The sequence below is a fragment of the Pseudomonas sp. MG-9 genome (assembly GCF_018729515.1).
In the GTDB taxonomy this organism is placed as follows: domain Bacteria; phylum Pseudomonadota; class Gammaproteobacteria; order Pseudomonadales; family Pseudomonadaceae; genus Aquipseudomonas; species Aquipseudomonas serboccidentalis.
This window is the reverse complement of sequence record NZ_JAHHZH010000013.1, coordinates 24,021-42,309: the sequence shown is the minus strand read 5'-3', so window position 1 is coordinate 42,309 and position 18,289 is coordinate 24,021. Positions and strand designations below refer to the sequence as shown.

The 18,289-nt window shown below is 58.5% G+C and carries 28 protein-coding genes and 1 tRNA gene; 24 read left to right on the top strand and 5 right to left on the bottom strand.

Annotated features, from left to right (window positions below; all coding sequences use genetic code 11):
- Positions 1-37 precede the first annotated feature (37 nt).
- The 17 genes from KKQ10_RS27105 (at position 38) to KKQ10_RS27025 (ending at position 10,480) form a co-directional block, all read left to right on the top strand.
- The gene (locus KKQ10_RS27105; RefSeq protein WP_252191780.1) at positions 38-466 is read left to right on the top strand and encodes a hypothetical protein; all 429 of its coding nucleotides are present in this window, start codon (positions 38-40) and stop codon (positions 464-466) included.
- Between the two features lie 192 nt (positions 467-658).
- Positions 659-1,063: a hypothetical protein gene (locus tag KKQ10_RS27100; protein ID WP_215502848.1), complete on the top strand. Its 405-nt coding sequence runs from the start codon at positions 659-661 to the stop codon at positions 1,061-1,063.
- Entirely contained in the window at positions 1,051-1,254 is a 204-nt protein-coding gene (locus tag KKQ10_RS27095; protein ID WP_353844759.1) for a hypothetical protein, read from the top strand. Before KKQ10_RS27100 ends, KKQ10_RS27095 begins: the two co-directional genes overlap by 13 nt.
- Positions 1,251-1,445, top strand: coding sequence for a hypothetical protein (locus KKQ10_RS27090; RefSeq protein ID WP_215502846.1), 195 nt, complete (start codon positions 1,251-1,253; stop codon positions 1,443-1,445). Before KKQ10_RS27095 ends, KKQ10_RS27090 begins: the two co-directional genes overlap by 4 nt.
- On the top strand, positions 1,442-1,807 hold the full coding sequence (locus KKQ10_RS28525; RefSeq protein ID WP_252191779.1) for a hypothetical protein: 366 nt from the start codon (positions 1,442-1,444) through the stop codon (positions 1,805-1,807). The genes KKQ10_RS27090 and KKQ10_RS28525 overlap by 4 nt, the downstream gene beginning before the upstream one ends.
- Before the next feature lie 284 nt (positions 1,808-2,091).
- Positions 2,092-3,186, top strand: coding sequence for a hypothetical protein (locus KKQ10_RS27080; RefSeq protein WP_215502845.1), 1,095 nt, complete (start codon positions 2,092-2,094; stop codon positions 3,184-3,186).
- On the top strand, positions 3,186-3,920 hold the full coding sequence (locus tag KKQ10_RS27075; protein ID WP_215502844.1) for a hypothetical protein: 735 nt from the start codon (positions 3,186-3,188) through the stop codon (positions 3,918-3,920). Before KKQ10_RS27080 ends, KKQ10_RS27075 begins: the two co-directional genes overlap by 1 nt.
- On the top strand, positions 3,917-4,480 hold the full coding sequence (locus KKQ10_RS27070) for a siphovirus Gp157 family protein (protein WP_215502843.1): 564 nt from the start codon (positions 3,917-3,919) through the stop codon (positions 4,478-4,480). The genes KKQ10_RS27075 and KKQ10_RS27070 overlap by 4 nt, the downstream gene beginning before the upstream one ends.
- Before the next feature lie 7 nt (positions 4,481-4,487).
- Positions 4,488-4,730, top strand: coding sequence for a hypothetical protein (locus tag KKQ10_RS27065; RefSeq protein WP_215502842.1), 243 nt, complete (start codon positions 4,488-4,490; stop codon positions 4,728-4,730).
- Positions 4,727-5,188: a hypothetical protein gene (locus KKQ10_RS27060; protein WP_215502841.1), complete on the top strand. Its 462-nt coding sequence runs from the start codon at positions 4,727-4,729 to the stop codon at positions 5,186-5,188. The genes KKQ10_RS27065 and KKQ10_RS27060 overlap by 4 nt, the downstream gene beginning before the upstream one ends.
- Before the next feature lie 75 nt (positions 5,189-5,263).
- Positions 5,264-5,578 carry a hypothetical protein gene (locus tag KKQ10_RS27055; RefSeq protein WP_215502840.1) on the top strand — a complete coding sequence of 105 codons (315 nt, stop codon included), beginning with the start codon at positions 5,264-5,266 and terminating at the stop codon, positions 5,576-5,578.
- Between the two features lie 58 nt (positions 5,579-5,636).
- Positions 5,637-6,113, top strand: a complete 477-nt coding sequence (locus KKQ10_RS27050) for an Lcl C-terminal domain-containing protein (RefSeq protein WP_215502839.1) — start codon at positions 5,637-5,639, stop codon at positions 6,111-6,113.
- Between the two features lie 120 nt (positions 6,114-6,233).
- A complete protein-coding gene (locus KKQ10_RS27045) occupies positions 6,234-6,827 on the top strand; it encodes an Lcl C-terminal domain-containing protein (protein WP_215502838.1) in 594 nt (197 codons plus the stop codon).
- A gap of 57 nt (positions 6,828-6,884) precedes the next feature.
- Entirely contained in the window at positions 6,885-7,238 is a 354-nt protein-coding gene (locus KKQ10_RS27040; protein WP_215502837.1) for a four helix bundle protein, read from the top strand.
- 211 nt (positions 7,239-7,449) lie between these two features.
- Complete coding sequence (locus KKQ10_RS27035; protein ID WP_252191778.1) at positions 7,450-8,607, top strand: RNA-directed DNA polymerase; 1,158 nt, start codon at positions 7,450-7,452, stop codon at positions 8,605-8,607.
- A 43-nt stretch (positions 8,608-8,650) separates the two neighbouring features.
- Entirely contained in the window at positions 8,651-9,574 is a 924-nt protein-coding gene (locus KKQ10_RS27030) for a DNA cytosine methyltransferase (protein WP_215502836.1), read from the top strand.
- Between the two features lie 267 nt (positions 9,575-9,841).
- Complete coding sequence (locus KKQ10_RS27025; protein ID WP_215502835.1) at positions 9,842-10,480, top strand: DUF4406 domain-containing protein; 639 nt, start codon at positions 9,842-9,844, stop codon at positions 10,478-10,480.
- A 10-nt stretch (positions 10,481-10,490) separates the two neighbouring features.
- On the opposite strand, the gene KKQ10_RS27020 is transcribed toward KKQ10_RS27025, so the two are convergent.
- Positions 10,491-11,120 (bottom strand): hypothetical protein, encoded by a 630-nt coding sequence (locus KKQ10_RS27020; protein WP_215502834.1) that lies wholly within the window; start codon positions 11,118-11,120, stop codon positions 10,491-10,493.
- A 143-nt stretch (positions 11,121-11,263) separates the two neighbouring features.
- On the opposite strand from KKQ10_RS27020, the gene KKQ10_RS27015 reads away from it, so the two are divergent.
- From KKQ10_RS27015 to KKQ10_RS26990, 7 genes are all read left to right on the top strand, one after another.
- On the top strand, positions 11,264-11,686 hold the full coding sequence (locus tag KKQ10_RS27015) for a hypothetical protein (RefSeq protein WP_215502833.1): 423 nt from the start codon (positions 11,264-11,266) through the stop codon (positions 11,684-11,686).
- Positions 11,686-12,309, top strand: coding sequence for an ASCH domain-containing protein (locus KKQ10_RS27010; RefSeq protein WP_215502832.1), 624 nt, complete (start codon positions 11,686-11,688; stop codon positions 12,307-12,309). The genes KKQ10_RS27015 and KKQ10_RS27010 overlap by 1 nt, the downstream gene beginning before the upstream one ends.
- Complete coding sequence (locus tag KKQ10_RS27005; RefSeq protein WP_215502831.1) at positions 12,306-12,674, top strand: hypothetical protein; 369 nt, start codon at positions 12,306-12,308, stop codon at positions 12,672-12,674. The genes KKQ10_RS27010 and KKQ10_RS27005 overlap by 4 nt, the downstream gene beginning before the upstream one ends.
- Before the next feature lie 61 nt (positions 12,675-12,735).
- Positions 12,736-13,191, top strand: a complete 456-nt coding sequence (locus tag KKQ10_RS27000; RefSeq protein WP_215502830.1) for a hypothetical protein — start codon at positions 12,736-12,738, stop codon at positions 13,189-13,191.
- Between the two features lie 51 nt (positions 13,192-13,242).
- The gene (locus tag KKQ10_RS26995) at positions 13,243-13,491 is read left to right on the top strand and encodes a hypothetical protein (RefSeq protein ID WP_215502829.1); all 249 of its coding nucleotides are present in this window, start codon (positions 13,243-13,245) and stop codon (positions 13,489-13,491) included.
- 44 nt (positions 13,492-13,535) lie between these two features.
- Positions 13,536-13,952, top strand: a complete 417-nt coding sequence (locus KKQ10_RS28520; protein ID WP_252191777.1) for a hypothetical protein — start codon at positions 13,536-13,538, stop codon at positions 13,950-13,952.
- Entirely contained in the window at positions 13,853-15,004 is a 1,152-nt protein-coding gene (locus tag KKQ10_RS26990; protein ID WP_215731552.1) for a tyrosine-type recombinase/integrase, read from the top strand. Before KKQ10_RS28520 ends, KKQ10_RS26990 begins: the two co-directional genes overlap by 100 nt.
- 82 nt (positions 15,005-15,086) lie before the next feature.
- Here the strand turns inward: KKQ10_RS26990 and KKQ10_RS26985 are convergent.
- The 4 genes from KKQ10_RS26985 to pheT form a co-directional block, all read right to left on the bottom strand.
- A tRNA-Pro gene (locus KKQ10_RS26985) sits at positions 15,087-15,163 on the bottom strand.
- An 89-nt stretch (positions 15,164-15,252) separates the two neighbouring features.
- On the bottom strand, positions 15,253-15,609 hold the full coding sequence (locus KKQ10_RS26980; RefSeq protein ID WP_003179985.1) for a MerR family transcriptional regulator: 357 nt from the start codon (positions 15,607-15,609) through the stop codon (positions 15,253-15,255).
- Positions 15,590-15,892: an integration host factor subunit alpha gene (gene ihfA, locus KKQ10_RS26975; protein WP_002553164.1), complete on the bottom strand. Its 303-nt coding sequence runs from the start codon at positions 15,890-15,892 to the stop codon at positions 15,590-15,592. The genes KKQ10_RS26980 and ihfA overlap by 20 nt, the downstream gene beginning before the upstream one ends.
- Before the next feature lie 3 nt (positions 15,893-15,895).
- Positions 15,896-18,274 carry a phenylalanine--tRNA ligase subunit beta gene (pheT, locus tag KKQ10_RS26970; RefSeq protein ID WP_215502828.1) on the bottom strand — a complete coding sequence of 793 codons (2,379 nt, stop codon included), beginning with the start codon at positions 18,272-18,274 and terminating at the stop codon, positions 15,896-15,898.
- Positions 18,275-18,289 lie beyond the last annotated feature (15 nt).

Below are 18,289 nucleotides of genomic sequence, written 5' to 3'. Positions count from 1 at the left end.
TCAAATAAGTAATGGCCTTTTGCTACGGTAATCTCAGTTGAAACAGAATCGCGGAATAATCATATTTTTCTCGGCAATGACTTTGCTCTTTATCTTGGTACAGGTATGGCATGCGAAGACTGCTCCGGAAGAGAAAATGCAGGAGCGCGAACGTCAGCTCAAAGGTCTCGCGCTAATCATGAGTGTTCAGTCCGGAAAAGCATCTGATGACTCAACTCGCATCGACTCGGTGACCTACAGCGATGAGGTCATGCGTATCTCTTACACGCTTACAAAAGTAGCGAAGGACGAAATCGATACCGATGAGTTCACCAAGGACACTAAAGCGCTTGCAGTTTCTGCATTCTGCAATGAAAAAGGTTTAGGACAGTTCGTAAAAACGGGTCTTTCCATTAACCTTCTGTACAAGGATTCAACCAGCTCACCGATAGTTGAGTTTCAGATAGGCAAGTCCGACTGCCTCTGAAGACTGCCCACTGAAGCCCGCCTCTCTCGCGGGCTTTTTTCTGCGTGTCGTACCGCAATGAGCCGCGCAGCTAGTCATCAATCTACCGACCAATCCCGAATGCACTCCCCTCCGCGCCCAACGGCAACCAGCGGAGCGGATGAGTGCATCCGAGTTTTGTTGGATCAACACCCCGCCACTCTGGAGACGACCATGTCAGCTCTACGCAAGCCCATCCCGGAAGACGACTTTCTCGACACGGAGGCAGGTCAGGAATGGTTGACCGAGTCGGTCGACGATCTGCTTTATCGGCGCCACGTCGAGGCACCAAATCCGGTAGGCCGAAGCAAGGTCCTGGTCAACGCTGACCACCTACCAGAGGTGCTGGCGGATCACATGGCTGCGAACCCAGTCCCTGACCGGTGTATCGAGAAGATCCTGATCGAGCTGATCAGGCGCGAAGACGGCGGCATTTTGCACACCTGGGCAATCGAAGCCGTCGGCGGTGATCCGCAGATCGTTCGGTCTCTCGCCGGCAACCTGGTCGCGGTGCACGCCAACGAATACCGAGATGCCAAGCTCGAAAGCGATCGTGTAGAGCGGGAGTGTGGGTTTTGAGTCCGCACATCGCCATCGATCAGGCGCTGGAAGCCCTTGAGCATCCCGGCAACCGCGATCTGGACGACACCCTAACCGAGGGTTTGATCGTCCGCCACTTCACGGCCGGCGACATCACCGCCGAAGAATTTCACCACTACAGCGCCCGCCTGCTGAAGATCAGTCGGCAGCGCAAGGAGCTGGAAGCATGACCACGCCAATCGTGCCAACGCTGGTTGATGATCAACTGGCTGAAATAGAACGCAAGATCGCCATCCTCGGATTCGGCCTCCCCTTCAATGAGGTGATCGGCCGCAAGCGCGAGGATCTGGTCGACAACCTCCCGCAGCGCCTGTCGGTGACCATGAAGGGCAGACGCATCGCTGTGAGGGCTCGGTCGTGAGCTTCTACGAAGACAACGTGGACGATGGCAGTCACTGCATGAGTTGCTGCCAGCTCATAGGCGATTCTGTCGGATACCCACGGGCTTGCAGGAACTGCGGCGGTGAAGGTAGCGAGCCAAACCCTGAAGGCCATAAAAAGCGCATGAAGGCTGAGGCTATGCAGCGCTTTGATGTCTGGCTGGCCCGTACCGGCCTCGCCCACAAGAGACACAACAACGGCTATCACGTCGTGTTGACGCTTCCGGACGGTCGCATGATCGATTGCTGGCCAAGCACGAAAAAGTGGCAGCTCCGAGGGCAGCGCATGAGCCGCGACGGCACAGCACTGCATGAACTGGTGTTACAGCAACTGAGGCCGTGACCATGAATCTCTTTTACTGGGTGCTCGTCGTAATGCTCGTCTCAGGCGCAGGCGCTTACGAAGTCATCACCAATGACTCAGGCGTGTGCCAGGTGCCGCGCTCCACCACCTACAACGTGTTCCGATGACCAGCCGGCAAATGGCCCGCCAGGTGCTCATCTGGCGCGGCTCGTTTCCAGTCCTCGCGATCTACACCTTCCTGATGCTGCTCAGCGCCCTCGCCGACCGCATCACTCAATAAAGCAACCTCACAGCGCCCCGCAAGGATGGCGCGGGAGATAGTCATGCTCGCAGCAATCGCAGACCGCATCCGTTCCAAGTCCTACGAACTACCCCTCTCCCGTGATTACGTCCGGCACTGGGGCTTGAAAGAGGCAATTCGGGAGCTTGTACAGAACGCTCTGGATAGTGAATCGCCGTTCGAATACGCCTTCGCCGACGGCCAGCTGTTTATCACCAGCCGATTTGCACGACTCGAAGCCGGCACCCTTGTGCTTGGCAGCACTTCCAAGACAGACCGCGCTGACGCGATTGGCAGCTTTGGCGAAGGCTACAAGATCGCCCTGCTAGTGCTGACCCGCAATGGTTACGACGTGAAGGTCCTCAACGGGAATAAGCAGTGGGCGCCCGAGTTCCGGCATAGCGATCAGTTCGACGCAGAGGTGCTGTGCATCAACGAAACACCGGCGCATCGCCAGAATCAGGGCGTTGAATTCATCATCTCGGGGCTTACCGAAGATGACGAGGCCGAAATTCGCAGCATGTGCCTGCGGATGCAGCCACCGATGAGTGACGTCATCGGCACAAAATACGGCCATATTCTGCCATCCCGCCCCGGGAAGCTTTACGTCGGCACGCTCTTCGTGTGTGACACCGAGCTGACCTACGGCTACGACATCCTTCCTGAATACCTGCAGCTTGAGCGTGATCGCCAAACAGTGTGCGGCTGGGACCTGAAACAGGTATCGAAGAACGCCTGGATCGACACCGAGCGGCTGGAAGAAGTGGCGACGATGATTGAGGCCGGTATTCCCGATGTCGAGTACGTCGAGTACGGCAGCACTGAGCTTGTGAGAGAAGCTTGCTACAGACTGTTCCAGCAGAAACATCCTGGCGCAATCGCCGTTCAATCCCAGGAAGAGCTGAACAACCTGGTCAAGCAGGGAATGACCAACACCGTAGTGGTGAGCCGGACCTTCCACTCTCAGGTTTCAAACTCGACTTCGTACAAGCAGCAGGTCTCCCACGTCGTGGCTATCCAGACACCCAAAGCTGCCTTGGAAGAATGGTATCGCGACAACAAAAAATACATGAGCAGGCTGCCGGCGGCGTCCCTCAAGGAGCTGGTCAAGCGCGCTGACGGCTGGAGGAGCAAGTGATGTCCACGAACATGCAGATTTGGTCCCAGGTCGAGAAGACAGACACCCGGTTCACCAAAAAAGCCAAGGTCAACGGCCAGGACATCACCAGCCTGAGCGGCACCGCGATGGTGATGAAGGCAACCGAGCTGTTCGGCCCGGTCGGCATCGGTTGGGGCTGGAAGATCATCGAAGAGCGCTTCGATGAAGGCCACGAAATTTACATCGGTGAGGGCGACAAACGCTCCTGCATCGGTCGCGAAATCGGCCACACACTCAAGATCGCTCTCTGGTTCACCCAGGAAGGTCAGCGCGGCGAGATCGAGCAATACGGCTGCACCCGGTACCAGTACAAGACAAGCTACGGCATGACCACTGATGGCGAGGCGCCGAAAAAATCGCTGACCGACGCCATCAAGAAAGCGCTTTCCATGCTCGGGTTCAGCGCGGATGTGTTCCTTGGATTGTTCGATGATCAGACCTATGTCGAGCAGCTCAAAGAAGAACAAGCCATCGAACAGGCCGCGGACAAAGACGCCGAGATCCTGCGTCAGAAGCAGGAGCGACTGGACTGGCTGAACTCTGCGGTGGAAACGATGGGCAAGGCCGTAACCGCCCACGAACTGAAGATGCTGAACGTCAAATACATCCGAGAAGCGACCCGCCGCAACGAGCCGACGTTTATTGCCCGCATCACCCGCGCCTTCGAAGAACGCAAAGAAGCCCTTAAACCCGGTAAGGAGAATGCAGCATGACCCAACTCTACGCACTGACCGGCAAGCTCGCCGAACTTCAAGGGATGGCGGACACCGACGACGAGGGCCTGAAAGAGGCCCTGCAGCACGCGATGGACGAAATCCAAGGCGAGTTCGAGGTGAAGGCTGACAACATCGTCATGCTCCGCCGCAACATTGAAAGTGACGTGACGGCCATCGACACGGAGATTGAGCGACTGACCGAGCTCAAGCGCATCAAGTCCAACAGCGTTGCGCAGATCAGCGATTACCTGCGCCGGAATATGGAATCCGCCAACCTCAAGTCGATCAAGCGCCCGCTGTTCACCATCACCTTGGCCCTGGGCAAGGAGAAGGTCATCGTCGACAACGAGGACGCGGTGCCCGACGAACTGACATCCGTGAAAACCAGCATTGCCCCGGACAAGAACGCGATCGCCGCCAAGCTCAAGGAAATTCGCGAGCACAACGAAGCCGTGCGCAAGCGCATGGCCGCCGGCGAAGACGCAGAACACGAACTGCTCGAAGAACCTGCCTACGCGCATTTGGAGCGCGGCGACAGCTCGATCCGGATCAAGTGAGGCCAGCATGATCAGCAACCACCTCAACCTCGTCGAGCAGCACCGACCGGACGCCGAGTCGATCGCTGAGCGAATCGCGCAGTACTTGGCCTCCGGCGGACGGATCGACCAACTGAAAAGCCCACCGCGCAATCCGCTGCCACCGCCCCGCTCGAAGAAGATAGACCCTGAAACGGTCCTCAAGCGGCGACCGAAGCCGATATCGGCCGCCGAACGCAAGGCGCTGCGCAAAATGGCGGACTCGCTATGAGCAAGCGCAAACCATGCAATCGGCGGGTGCAGATCGAGCGCGGCATGCGGGCCTTGGTCAACACCCACCACGCAGCTGTCATCAACATTGATCCAAGCGGCCTTCAGGTAATGATCAACTGGAAGAACGGCAAGCAGATCCTGTCGAGAGCGGTTTCCGACGCACTCTGCGATGTCGCGCACCGCTGGACGATCTATATCGCGGGCATCTGCGTTCGTCAGGACGGCGCCCAATACATCAAGTCGATCGATATCAAGCCCGACGGCGTGCACCTGGTGGAAAGGCTCTCGGATGTCCTTGAGCATTTCTACGAAGAGGTGAAGGCCGACTGCAACCCCAATCACCGGATTGGCATGGGCTGGCTGGCCGTGCCCGGTGACAGGCCGGTACCTGAAGCGCGGTTATCAGCACTGCTGGCCTCGGTCGGCGCCTGGCATCAGGTGAAGGTAGCTGCGTGAAACGCTCCAGACCCCAACAACGCAAACAACAGACCTGGCTGGACTTGCCGGCCAGTGGAATTGAAGAGGTAGGCCATGGCCAAGAGCAATGCAGATCGCTCAGCGAAAGCCGCGGCGAAGAGGAAGGAGCGCGGCGAAGAGGAGATAAGGCTTCACTGCCTGCCCGGTACTCGCCAAGCTCTTGCTGAGCTGATGGCCTGGAGCGGCATCGAGGAACAGGGCGAGGCAATCACGCTGATGATTCACCACCTGCACGGCCTTGGCCCCGGCGGCGCACTTCCCCTGCTTGAACCACCGCCGCGACACGAATACGTGATACCGGAAAACGTGTCGCGCAAACTGAAACTCGCCCACGACCGCGAAGCCATTCGCATCAATCACGACGAATAAACCCCTACCCACGCTGCGCATCCGAATCACGGAGGGCGGCGCATACCCGGAGAAAACCATGACTCAACATGCACAGCAATCCGTAGCCGCCGCCGACCTGCCAGAACGCGGCCAACCTCTTGCCGGTGGCACCTTCGTGACTCGCTACTGGCTGAACGGCGAAGAGCGCGCCCTGGTGCTGCTCGACAACGAACTGACCGGCGCCTGGGGAGAGTACGGACAGGATGTCACCGGCGCCAAGAGCTACAGCGATGGTGCAGCCAACACTCGCGCCATGGCCGAAGCCGGCAGTGATCTCGCGGCGAAGGTGCTGGAACTGGATGCACACATCCCGTCCCACCTTGAAGCCGCTCTTCTAATGTCCGCCAAGGCCGACGGCGTGATCACGCTGCGCGAAGATCGCTGGCATTGGCTGAGCACGCAGTATTCCGCCTACTACGCCTTCGACATGGACTTCGAAGGTGGCTGGGTCGACTGCTACGGCAAGGGCAACGAGCGGCTCGTCCGCCCTGTCCGCAGCCTCCCTATTCAGTAATTCACCCATTCATTCCTTTCTTTGCAGGCGATTCCCGGGAGTGTCAGGACGACGCTCAGACCAGAAGCATGTCGGGAAGCGCCGACTGCCTGCACCCTACTTCGCTCACAGGAGCATCCCATGCAAGCGAATCAACTGACGACCTACACCCGTGGCGGCCTGATGATCAGCAGTCCTGATGAATCGGTTGTGCTCAAGCTGGCCTCTCTGGCGATTGGCGTCGCGCCAGCCGTTGTCGCAGGAAACGTTCCCGCCATCGGCGAGATTTGGCCTGGTGAAGGTGGTGTGAATGGCGGTCTGTTCCCCGGCGACGGCAAGCCCTACTACCTGATCGTGCCGACCGGCGCCGATGCGGAAAGCGAGCTTGAATGGGGCGGCCGCGGAAACGAACTCAATGGCGCCAGAAGCCAATGGGATGGGCATTCCAACACTGTCGATCTTGTCGGTTCAGAAGACACCCATCCAGCTGCTCAGTTCTGCGCCGAATTCGAGCGTGACGGGCACAATGACTTTCACCTGATGTCACGGCGCGAGGCTTCGTTTCTCGAAATCACCCTCGGCGACAATGACGTGTTCAGCAAGAGCTGGCACTGGACCAGCTCGCAGTTTTCCGCCAACAGCGCCTTCTGCTTGGACTTCGGAGCTGGCTGGATCGACGACTACGGCAAGCGCACCGAGCGGCTCGTCCGCCCTGTCCGCAGAAAGTTTATTTGATCATTCAATCCTTCATTCATGGGCGCGCCAGCGCCCTCGCTTTTCAAGGAGGCCAGGATGGCCCTGCATTCGGATCTGGAAATCCACAAGGTTGCCGAGGAACTTCTCGGACTTTCGCTCGACCTGGTGCGGAACATACCCCGCGACCTGAAACAGGTTATCGGTGCAAAGATCCGCGATGAATGCCTTCAGGTCCTGGTGTTGATCGGGCGCGCCAATATGGCCCGGGAAAAGCTCCCATACCTGAACCTTCTCCTTGAAAGTGTCTGGATGCTGAATTACCTGCTGCGCGCCCTTACCAATCGAGGGTTGATCAGCAAGGGGCAGCACGCCAAAGCGATGAAGATGACGGCCTCCGTAGGTCGACAGGCGAATGCCTGGAAAAAGTCCGCAACAGCGCCCGCTACGTGAGGGTTAAGGCTCTCCCGTCTATGCGCAAAATCTGGTCGAGCCGCTGACCTCTGGTCACCGCCATGCGCACAAGAGATACCGCCGGTCTAAAGCGTCCGCGTAGGTCTTGCGTAGTTTCCACCCTGATCGGCAACGCCTTCGGGGTGGTGATGTAGATAGCTCGGCAGGTCGCAGTATTCCGCCAACAACGCCTTCAACATGGACTTCGAAGATGGCTGGATCAACAACAACGACAAGAACAACGAGCGGCTCGTCCGCCCTGTCCGCAGATTTGAATGTTGCACCCTTCCAGTTCGAGGATCTCGTCCAAGCGTATTACGACTGTCGCCGGCACAAGCGAAACACCGCGAGCGCCCGGCACTTCGAGAAGGACATGGAGATCAACTTGCTGGAGCTTCACGACGACCTGATTGCAGGCACTTACCGGCCAGGCCGCTCGATATGTTTCGTGGTCACCCGACCGAAAGCCCGCGAGGTTTGGGCGGCAGCGTTTCGGGACCGCGTCGTCCACCACCTGATGTACAACCATGTGGCGCCGCGCTTCTACGCCAGCTTCATAGCGGACAGTTGCGCATGCATCCCGGGGCGCGGCACCTTGTACGCCGCGAAGCGCCTTGAATCGAAGATCCGCAGCGCCAGCGAGAACTGGTCGAAGCCGACGTTCTACCTGAAGTGCGATCTGGCAAACTTCTTCGTTGCGATCGATAAGCAGGTGCTGCGCCAGCAGTTGGCCAAGAAGATCGCCGAACCGTGGTGGCTCGCACTGGCCGAAACGATACTGATGCACGACCCGCGCGAAGACTACGTGCTGCGCAGTCCGCCCCATCTATTCAACCGGGTACCGCAGCACAAGCGCCTGACTGCACAGCCAGCGTACCTCGGCCTGCCGATCGGCAACCTGTCGTCACAGTTCTTCGCGAATGTTTATCTCGACGCGCTGGATCAGTTCGCCAAGCACCAGCTCGGCGCCAAGCACTACATCCGATACGTCGACGACTTCGTGTTTCTTCATGAATCGCCACAGCAACTGAATCAATGGCGAGAACAAGTCGAAGCGTTCCTGCCGAGGCTCGGCGCCAAACTGAATCCTAAGAAGACAATTCTTCAACCGGTGGATCGCGGCGTCGACTTCGTCGGGCACGTCATCAAGCCGTGGCGGAGGACAACGCGGAAAAGGTCGATGGCCCAGGCGCTGAAGCGAATCGCGGCGGCGCCCGCCGAGGATCTGCGCGAAACCGCCAACAGCTACTTCGGCTTGCTCGGACAAGCCAGTCACAGCCAGAAAGATCGGGCGGCCATCGCTCGCGTGGTTCTGCTGCGAGGCAACAGCGTCAACGCATCACTGACCAAGACATTCAAAAAGCAGTAAACCACCCACTTATACGAATCACACCAGCCGGCGAGGATCCCGCATGCTCACAGCAATTGACTTATTTTCTGGTTTCGGTGGATGGACGCGCGGCGGCAAGGATGCCGGCCTGAACGTTCTCTGGGCCGCAAACCACTGGCCCGAGGCAGTCGAATGGCACACCCGGAACAATCCAGACACGATCCACGCGTGCCAAGATCTGCACCAGGCGAATTGGGCTGATGTACCGAAGCACGATGTCATGCTCGCGTCGCCCTGCTGCCAGGGTCACACCAAAGCCCGCGGCAAGGCTGCCGGTAACCCCCAGCACGATAACTCGCGATCGACAGCCTGGGCACCGATACAGAACGCCGAGGTCAACCGGCCGGAATTCGCGGTGATCGAGAACGTACCGGAGTTCATGGACTGGATTCTGTACCCGGCGTGGGCTGACGCCATGCAGCGGCTGGGCTACGCACTGGCGCCGCACATCGTGGACTGCGCAGATCTCGGCGTCCCTCAGCACCGCGTGCGCTTGTTCATGGTCTGCTCGCGCAGCAAGGCCCCGCTGCACTTGCAATTGCCCCGCTACCAGCATGTGCCGGCCCGCGAGATTATCGACTTCGACGCCGGCAAATGGTCGCCGATAAACAAGCCAGGCCGCGCCGCATCGACACTTACCCGCGTGAAGAACGGTCGCGAGCGTTTCGGTGATCGTTTCGTGATGCCCTACTACGGGTCTGGCTCTGGCCTCACCGGGCGCAGTCTTGATCGCCCGATTGGCACCATCACCACGCTGGACCGCTGGGCGGTCGTCGATGGCGACATGATGCGCATGATCAGTGCTGATGAGGCAATGGCCGCTCAGTCCTTTCCGAAGGACACACTTCGGCCGGACAACCACAAGCTGACGATGCACATGACCGGCAACGCCGTGCCGCCACGCGCCGGGCAGCGAATCATCGAGGCGCTGAAAGCTGCGGCGTAGTCAAAGCCACGGCAACGCGGCCAGCCAATCGGCCAGGCGCATCAGCATCTGGCTGAGCAGCTCGGCAAGCACTTGGTAGATCAGATCGGCAATCAGGCGTTTCACAGGATGGCACTCCAGAGCAATTGGTATGGCGCCATTGTGGAATGACCGTGGTGCTCGATCGTCTGAGGAAACTTGTGCCACGCCTTGGCACAACGAAAACTTCGAACATTTCCCCCCTTGACACCCTCCACCGCCCGGGCATGCCCCGGCATAGGACGCCCCATGCCCACAGAAAACCGTATCGACTGTCCCGCCCTGCACAAGCGCAGCAAAAGTTACCCGTTCGGCGAACGCGTTCCGTGCACCGTGCGAATGGTGAAAAGTGTCACCGCCGACCCCATGCCCGGCATTGGGCTTGCCTACATCAAAGGTGCGGTGCCGGTGGCGAATCAGGACGATATCTACCATGTGTGGACCAACAGCCATGGCGCCGTGGCAGCGGTAATGCCTGATGGACGTCACCTTGGGCTGCGGCCCGGCGAATTCGAGGTCCACACCTGGCACGAACTGTCGCGAGCGCAATCAGCATCAGGCGTGACGATCGCCGCAGACCGCGCCAACCGCCTCTACTTGGCCGGGCCCATGACTGGCTTCGAAGACTTCAACTTCCCCGCATTCAACAAGATGGCCGCCGAGCTGCGCGCTCGTGGCTACGTCGTCGAGAACCCGGCAGAGCACGGCGTCGTCGACGGGGCGGACTGGGCCGACTACATGGCCTATGACCTGACCCGACTCGGGTTGTGCGGTCAAGTCGCGGTGCTGCCCGGCTGGGAGAACTCGAAAGGCGCACGGCTCGAAGTGCACATTGCGCGCGAGCTCGGCATGAAGGTTGTGAATGCCCAAGACCTTGTGGCCACCTGAAAATTTACCCCTAGCGTAAAAGTTTCTTCATTAATACTTCAGTATCCGAATTCAAAGACTTAGTCATCCATCTTATTTTAGGTGTGAATTCACAAATTATGTCACTGATTTCGATGTAACTTCCAGCTGCCCCGGTGTTAAGCAACCTGTAAAACTCAGACTGCACCATCTGATAGATGTCTCTATTTGTAATCTTAAATGTAGACAGCTCACTCTGATCGAAATATAGACTCATTTCCTTCCAAGCCAATTCAACCTTTCGGCACTGTGCATCCCAGTCCTTTTGATGATCAGCGATGTTCTCGTGAATTTTCATTGTGTCGTAAACCTGATCAGACATATGAATCATCTTGATTTGACCCAAAAGCTTGTCCATCAGTTTTTCGGCAGCCCACCCACCATCCAAAGAAAGCTTAAAATTCCTGAGGGACTCGTATTTCCCAGAGTGCCTAAACTGACGCCGCCAACTTGTCAAAGCAGCAACTGCAACCGCTGCTGTTACGATCCCTCCAGTGAAATTCAACAGTTCGAAAGCATTGCGAACTTGCTTAGAAAGCTCTTCAGTGGAATTTAGGCCAACCCCAATCAGCACACCAAAAGCAACTAACAAAACACACCCAGCTAGAACAACTCGATCCATAGGCCACCTCATTTTTGTGTGAGGAATATTAGCCTTTGTAAAGCCGAACCGCTTCAAATAGCTTCCCCGTGCTACTGATACCAATAACAGATCTCACCCACTCCCCCTTCAAAGTCAGCCGCTATAGCGGCAAGGACGAAGTCATGTCTGAAGAAAAGAAACACACAGGGCCGGACCACTTTCGCTACGTCGACCACATCGGCCCGGAAGGCGTAACTATCGTCTGCCGAAAATACGTTGTGATCCGCGAAAGCGAACACTGTTACTGGATCGTTCCTGAAGGCTCGGAAGGCTGGGCTCGGGCGAGGCAGACGGCTACTGGTAAGACCTTCAAGGATGCAAAACGGGTTTCGAAGGATTCGTGGCGACGATTCGCGTACCCAGATAGAGAACGAGCGCTCTCCTCCTACAAGGCGCGCAAGCGGCACCAGCTTGGGCACGCCGAACTTGCCCTTGAGCGTGCGAAAGCAGTTCTCGCCGACATCAAGGAAATTGAGGCGATCAACGACGAGCATCTGTGCTCGGGCGGCGACTACATCAAACAGCTCAACTGGACGGACTGCTGATGGCTACCTCACCACAATCGAAAGAACGGCCGATCCTTTTCTCGGCGCCGATGGTGCGCGCCATTCTGGATGGGCGGAAGACGGTCACGCGGCGGCCGGTCAAGGGGCTCGGATTGCAATGGCTGGACGACTTCAAGCCAGAGTACGTTGCCGACGCAGCAAACAGCCTGTGCCCCTACGGAAAGCCCGGCGACCAGCTGTGGGTTCGAGAGACCTGGTACTGCGATCACAACGACGTCATGCGCGGCCCCTACCTCAAACCGGACGACTTGGATGTGAGCGAGGCACGCGACGACGGCACGCTGGTTTACGCCGCCGATGGGCTGACCCCATATGAAGCCGATCAGCCAGTCTGGAAACCAAGCATCCACATGCCGCGCTGGGCGTGCCGCATCCTGCTGGAGATCACCGACGTCCGCGTCGAGCGGTTGCAGGACATCAGCCGCGCCGATATCCGGGCGGAAGGCCTGCAGTGTCCGCCGGAGCTGGCAGGCGATAACGTTTCGCCGAATTACCGAGACTGGTACCCGGCGGCTTGGAAGGAACTATGGAACTCGACCGGCGGCGACTGGGACGCCAACCCGTGGGTCTGGGTCGTCGAGTTCAAGAGGGTTCAGCCATGAGCAAGTATTCAAAACTGAAACAGCTGGCCGAGGGCTGCCGCGGTGAAGTCATTCGCTCGCACGGATGGGTGGGAATGATCGAGGACGCCGGCCTGTTGCACCGTGACGAGCAGTTCCTCAAGGAGTGTTCGCCCGAGGCAGTAATAGCACTGATCGACGAGATCCAGCGCCTGAAAAGTGTCGAGCATGCATTCACTGAGTGGATCGAGAAAACCGAATGGGTGCAGGCCTCAGTGCAGCCCACCGAGCTTGGACGTCACCGCGCCGATGTGCTGCGCGCGCGGATCGACAATCTTAAGACCGAGAACGAACGCCTGCGCAAAGACCGCGACGGCCTACTTGAAGCGGGAGCGCACCTACTATGATCTTGATTCCAATAGCCGCCCCGCTCTACATGGCCTACCTCATCTACAAGGGGCCGTGGCGATGAGTGCACCGATTGAGCCGCAGGATTACCTTTACGGCGTAAAGGTCGTGCAGATCGAGGATATCCGGGTTGCCCGAGGCCTCACTCGCCGACCGTCCTCTTCATGCACGCACAGGAAGATGGTCTACGACCACAACGAGCGCCGAATCTGGTGCAGCGACTGCGAGACAGAGGTCGAAGCGTTCGACGCCTTTCTCCACCTGGTGGAGAAGTTCAGCGCCGCGGCGGGCCGGATAAATCGCCGTGCTGCCGAACTGGCTGAGGCGGAAAAATTCCAGATTCGCAGTCGCGCCGCCAAGGTGATGGACGAAGCCTGGCGCAGCACGAAGATGGCGCCGCTCTGCCCTCACTGCAATGCCGCGATCCTCCCCGAGGACGTTGCCGGCGGCGTGGCAAGCACCTCGAAAGCATTGGTTGCCGCTGCGCGCAAACGCCAGCAGCCGAACAAGCCTTAACCCCTCCCCCAACTCAACAGCCTGCCGGTGTACGGCGGGCGAGGTATTCGTATGCCTGAATTAACGTACGACCAGAAGCTGATCCACTACGCGACAGCACCGAAAGCCACCGCCGGGCCTATCCGCCAGATCGAGGGCCGCAGAATCGTCACCTACTGGTGCGGGAAGCTGCGCGGCGACTTCGTAAAATTCGGTGCTGACTGGAAAGCCGCCACCAAAGAAGAAGCCATCGAATCCGCTCGCCAGTTCCGCGAACAGTGCAAAACGGAAGCGAAAGCGAAAGGCCTGCTGTCCGCATAACCCATCACCACCTTCTGCCGCCACGCGCGGCATGGAGCACCCCTATGTCAAATCGCAGCGCGGCCCAGGTCGCGCCTATCCTCCCGCGCTTCATTCGCGCCGGCGAGGCATACGGCTACCTCGGCATGTGCCGGGACGAATTCAACAAAACGGTGCGCCCGAATGTGCGCGAATTCCCGATCGGAAAACAGGGCGTTGGTTTCGACCGGCTCGAGCTGGACGAGTGGGCCGACCGTTACATCGAGTCGATGGCAATTGAAAAGGCCGCCAATCAGGACAACAATCGCCCTCGCAGCGAGCGCCAGGGCAAGAAGAAAGGAGCAACGCCGTGGCCCAAAAAGCAATCACCGGCCTCCAGCAAATGCCGAACGGCATCTGGAAGATCGACAAAAAGTACAGAGGAGAACGAATTCAAGAGAGTACTGGCACTTGTAACCGCGCCGAAGCAGAGCAGTACCTGATTCACAAGCTGGAGCAGTTGCGCCAGCAAAAGGTGTACGGCGTTCGGCGGGTCAGGACGTGGCGGGAGGCGGCGACTCGCTTCCTCCTGGAAGTGAAGGATCAGGCTTCCATCCACATCTCGGCTACTTATATGGAGCAGCTCGACCCGTTTATTGGCGATATGCCGCTGACCCACATCGACGACGACGCCCTCGCGCCTTACATCCAGTCGAAGCTGAATCCAGCGGTAGGAAAGCCAGTGACGAACCGGACAGTGAATATCGCGCTTCAGCGGGTCATCCGCGTGTTGAACCTTTGCGCGCGAAAGTGGCGCGACGAGGAACGACGGCCGCTGCTGGACGTGGTGCCGATGATTTCCCTGCTGGACGAGAAGACGAACAGCCGGAAGCCCTACCCGCTTTCATGGGAAGAGCAGTCGATCCTGTTCGCCGAACTCCCGGCGCACCTTCAGACCATGGCTATGTTCAAGGTCAATACAGGTTGCCGGGAACAGGAAGTTTGCAAACTTCAGTGGAATTGGGAGATCGCGGTACCGGAGCTGGGAACGAGCGTGTTCCTGATACCGGCGGGATTCGGGGGGAGGAGTGCCAGGTCTGGCGTGAAGAACCGAGACGAGCGTCTGGTCGTGATGAATGACGTTGCCAAGTCAGTAATCGAGAAACAGCGCGGCAAGCATCCGCTCTACGTCTTCCCGTTTGGCAAGCCAGATGGTGATGGGAATGAAACGACGGTTCACCGCATGAATGACTCGGCCTGGAAGAAGGCGCGGATCCGAGCGGCGAAGAAGTGGCAGGAGAAATTCTTGCGGCCGGCACATGACGGCTTTGCCAGAATCCGAATTCACGATTTGAAGCACACCTTTGGGAGAAGGCTGCGTGCTGCTGGCGTGACTGAGGAAGATCGCAAAGCGCTGCTCGGCCACAAGAACGGGAGCATCACCAGCCACTACTCCGCGGCGGAATTGGATCAGCTCATTGCGGCGGCAAATAAGGTATCAGCAACCGACTCGCGCGCACCAGCGCTGACGATTCTGAAACGGAGGGAAGCATGATCGAAAATGCCAGGGTCACTCGGAAAGTCACTATGGCAGAAATAACAAAGCCGCTCGAAAGCGGCTAAGTCATTGAATTATATGGTCGGGACGGAGTGATTCGAACACTCGACCCCTAGCACCCCATGCTAGTGCGCTACCGGACTGCGCTACGCCCCGACTGGTTTGGAACCTTGCCCTTCATCTCGAAGAGCGCTCAAGAATATATCGCAAGCTTTTGAAAACTGGAAGTATTTAAAAGCCGCTTTTTATTTCTTGAGAACCACCAGTACATCTTCAAGCTCAGCGATCATCTGGCGGATCATTTGCTTGTATTGGGTGGTGTCGTCTTTGGCTTCATCGCCGGACAAACGCAGGCGCGCGCCGCCGATGGTGAACCCCTGATCGTAAAGGAGCGCGCGGATCTGCCGGATCATCAGCACGTCCTGGCGCTGATAATACCGGCGGTTTCCGCGGCGTTTGACGGGGTTGAGTTGAGGAAACTCCTGCTCCCAGTAGCGCAGCACGTGTGGTTTTACCGCACACAGCTCGCTGACTTCACCAATGGTGAAGTAGCGTTTGCCCGGGATGACGGGTAGTTCGTCGTTATGACTTGGTTCCAGCATAAGCCTCAACTCGGGCCTTCAACTTCTGCCCTGGACGAAAGGTGACCACACGGCGAGCCGTGATCGGGATTTCTTCCCCCGTTTTCGGGTTGCGGCCAGGCCGCTGGCGTTTGTCCCGAAGGTCGAAATTGCCGAAACCGGACAATTTGACCTGCTCGTTGTCTTCAAGAGCGTGCCTGATTTCCTCGAAAAACAGTTCAACCAATTCCTTGGCTTCCCGCTTGTTCAGGCCCAGCTCTTCATACAGACGTTCCGCCATCTCAGCTTTCGTCAAAGCCCCCATACGTCACTTCCTTAACGTGGCGTTCAACCTTTGTTCGAGCGAGGTGAGGATATTTTGCGTCGTCGAATTCACCTCATCGTCATTAAGAGTGCGCGATGGATGCTGCCAGGTCAAGCCAACTGCAAGGCTTTTTCTATCAGGATCAATACCTTTACCCTGATACACGTCAAACAGCCTGAGATCCGTGAGCCATTCGCCTGCATTTTCACGGATTACGTCCAGCACTGCCGAGGCCGCGACGTCTTTGTGCGCGATCAGGGCAAGGTCACGACGCACTTCAGGAAAGCGCGACAACTCGTGGAATTGCGGCATTTTTCCGGCTGCCACTTCCGCCAGAACCAGCTCAAAGACGAAGACTGGACGATCCAGACCCAAGGCTTTGGACAATTCAGGGTGGATTGCGCCGATAAAGCCGACTTCACGCCCGTCACGTTCGATGCGCGCGGTCTGACCCGGGTGCAGCGCCGGGTGTTTGCCCGGGGCGAAAGTGAAGGTATCCAGAGCACCGGCGAAACCCAGCACGGCTTCAACGTCAGCCTTGACGTCGAAGAAATCGACCGTGTCACGACCTTGCGCCCAGCCTTCCGGCAGGCGGCTGCCGCACACGACACCCGACAGCATCGGCTCTTGCTTCAGGCCTTCCAGCTGACCGACGAAGCGCAGACCGCTTTCGAACAGACGCACGCGATCCTGCTGACGGTTCAGGTTATGTTGCAACGCCTTGACCAGACCGGGCCACAGCGACGAACGCATGGCGGCCATGTCATTGGAAATCGGGTTGGCCAACAACAGCGGCTCGACGCCTGGGCTGAACAGTTCGAACTGCTTCGGATCGATGAAGCTGTAAGTGATCGCTTCCTGATAACCACGGGCTACCAACAGACGACGCAGCTCAGGCAATTCGCTGCGCGCTTCAGTCTTGGCTTGTGGCGCCAGACGCGCTTGCGGGTAACGAACCGGCAGACGGTTGTAACCGTACAGACGAGCCAGTTCTTCGATCAGATCGACTTCCAGGCTGATGTCGAAGCGGTGGCTTGGCACGTCTACGCGCCACTGCCCTGCTCCGTCAGCGGTAATTTTCAGCCCCAGGCCGCTGAGCAGACGCTCGACCTGAGCCGAATCCATTTCCATGCCCAGCATCTGGGTGATGCGTTGAGCACGCAGGGTGATCGGCGCGATCGACGGCAGGTGCTGCTCGCTGACGGTCTCGATGATCGGACCGGCTTCGCCACCAGTGATTTCCAGCAGCAGGCCAGTGGCGCGCTCCATGGCTTCACGGGCCAGTTGCCAGTCCACGCCACGCTCGTAACGGTGCGAAGCGTCGGTGTGCAGGCCGTAGGAACGTGCCTTGCCAGCCACAGCGATCTGATCGAAGAACGCCGACTCAAGGAATACGTCGCGCGTGGTCGCAGACACACCGCTGTGCTCACCACCCATCACGCCGGCAATCGCCAACGCACGAGTGTGGTCGGCGATCACCAGCGTATCGCTACGCAGACTGACTTCCTGACCGTCGAGCAAAACCAGTTTCTCGCCCTCTTCCGCCATGCGCACACGGATGCCGCCATTGATTTCGGCGAGATCGAAGGCATGCAGCGGTTGACCCAGCTCGAGCATCACATAGTTAGTGATGTCGACGGCAGCGTCGATGCTGCGTACTTCGGCGCGGCGCAGACGCTCAACCATCCACAGCGGGGTTGGCCTGGACAGGTCGACGTTGCGGATGACGCGGCCCAGGTAACGCGGACAGGCGGCTGGCGCCAGCACTTCTACCGATCGCACTTCGTCGTGCACGGCTGGAATGGCCATGACCACCGGACGGGTGACCGGAGCAGCGTACAGAGCGCCGACTTCACGGGCCAGACCGGCCAGCGACAGGCAGTCGCCACGGTTCGGGGTCAGGTCGACCTCGATGCTGGCGTCTTCCAGGTCCAGATACACGCGGAAGTCTTCGCCCACAGGCGCATCGGCCGGCAGCTCCATCAGACCGTCGTTGCCCTCACCGACCTGCAGCTCGGTTTGCGAGCAGAGCATGCCGTTGGACTCGACACCACGCAGCTTGGCCTTCTTGATCTTGAAGTCGCCCGGCAGCTCGGCGCCGATCATGGCGAACGGAATCTTCAGGCCCGGACGCACGTTTGGCGCACCGCATACGACCTGGAAGGTTTCCGCGCCATTGCTGACCTGGCACACACGCAGCTTGTCGGCGTCAGGGTGCTGCTCGGTGCTCAGCACCTCGCCCACCACCACGCCGCTGAATACACCGGCGGCCGGGGTCACGCTATCGACCTCCAGGCCCGCCATCGACAGACGAGCAACCAGCTCGTCGCGACTTACCTGCGGGCTAACCCAGCCACGCAGCCATTGTTCACTGAATTTCATCCTGCTCTCCTAAGA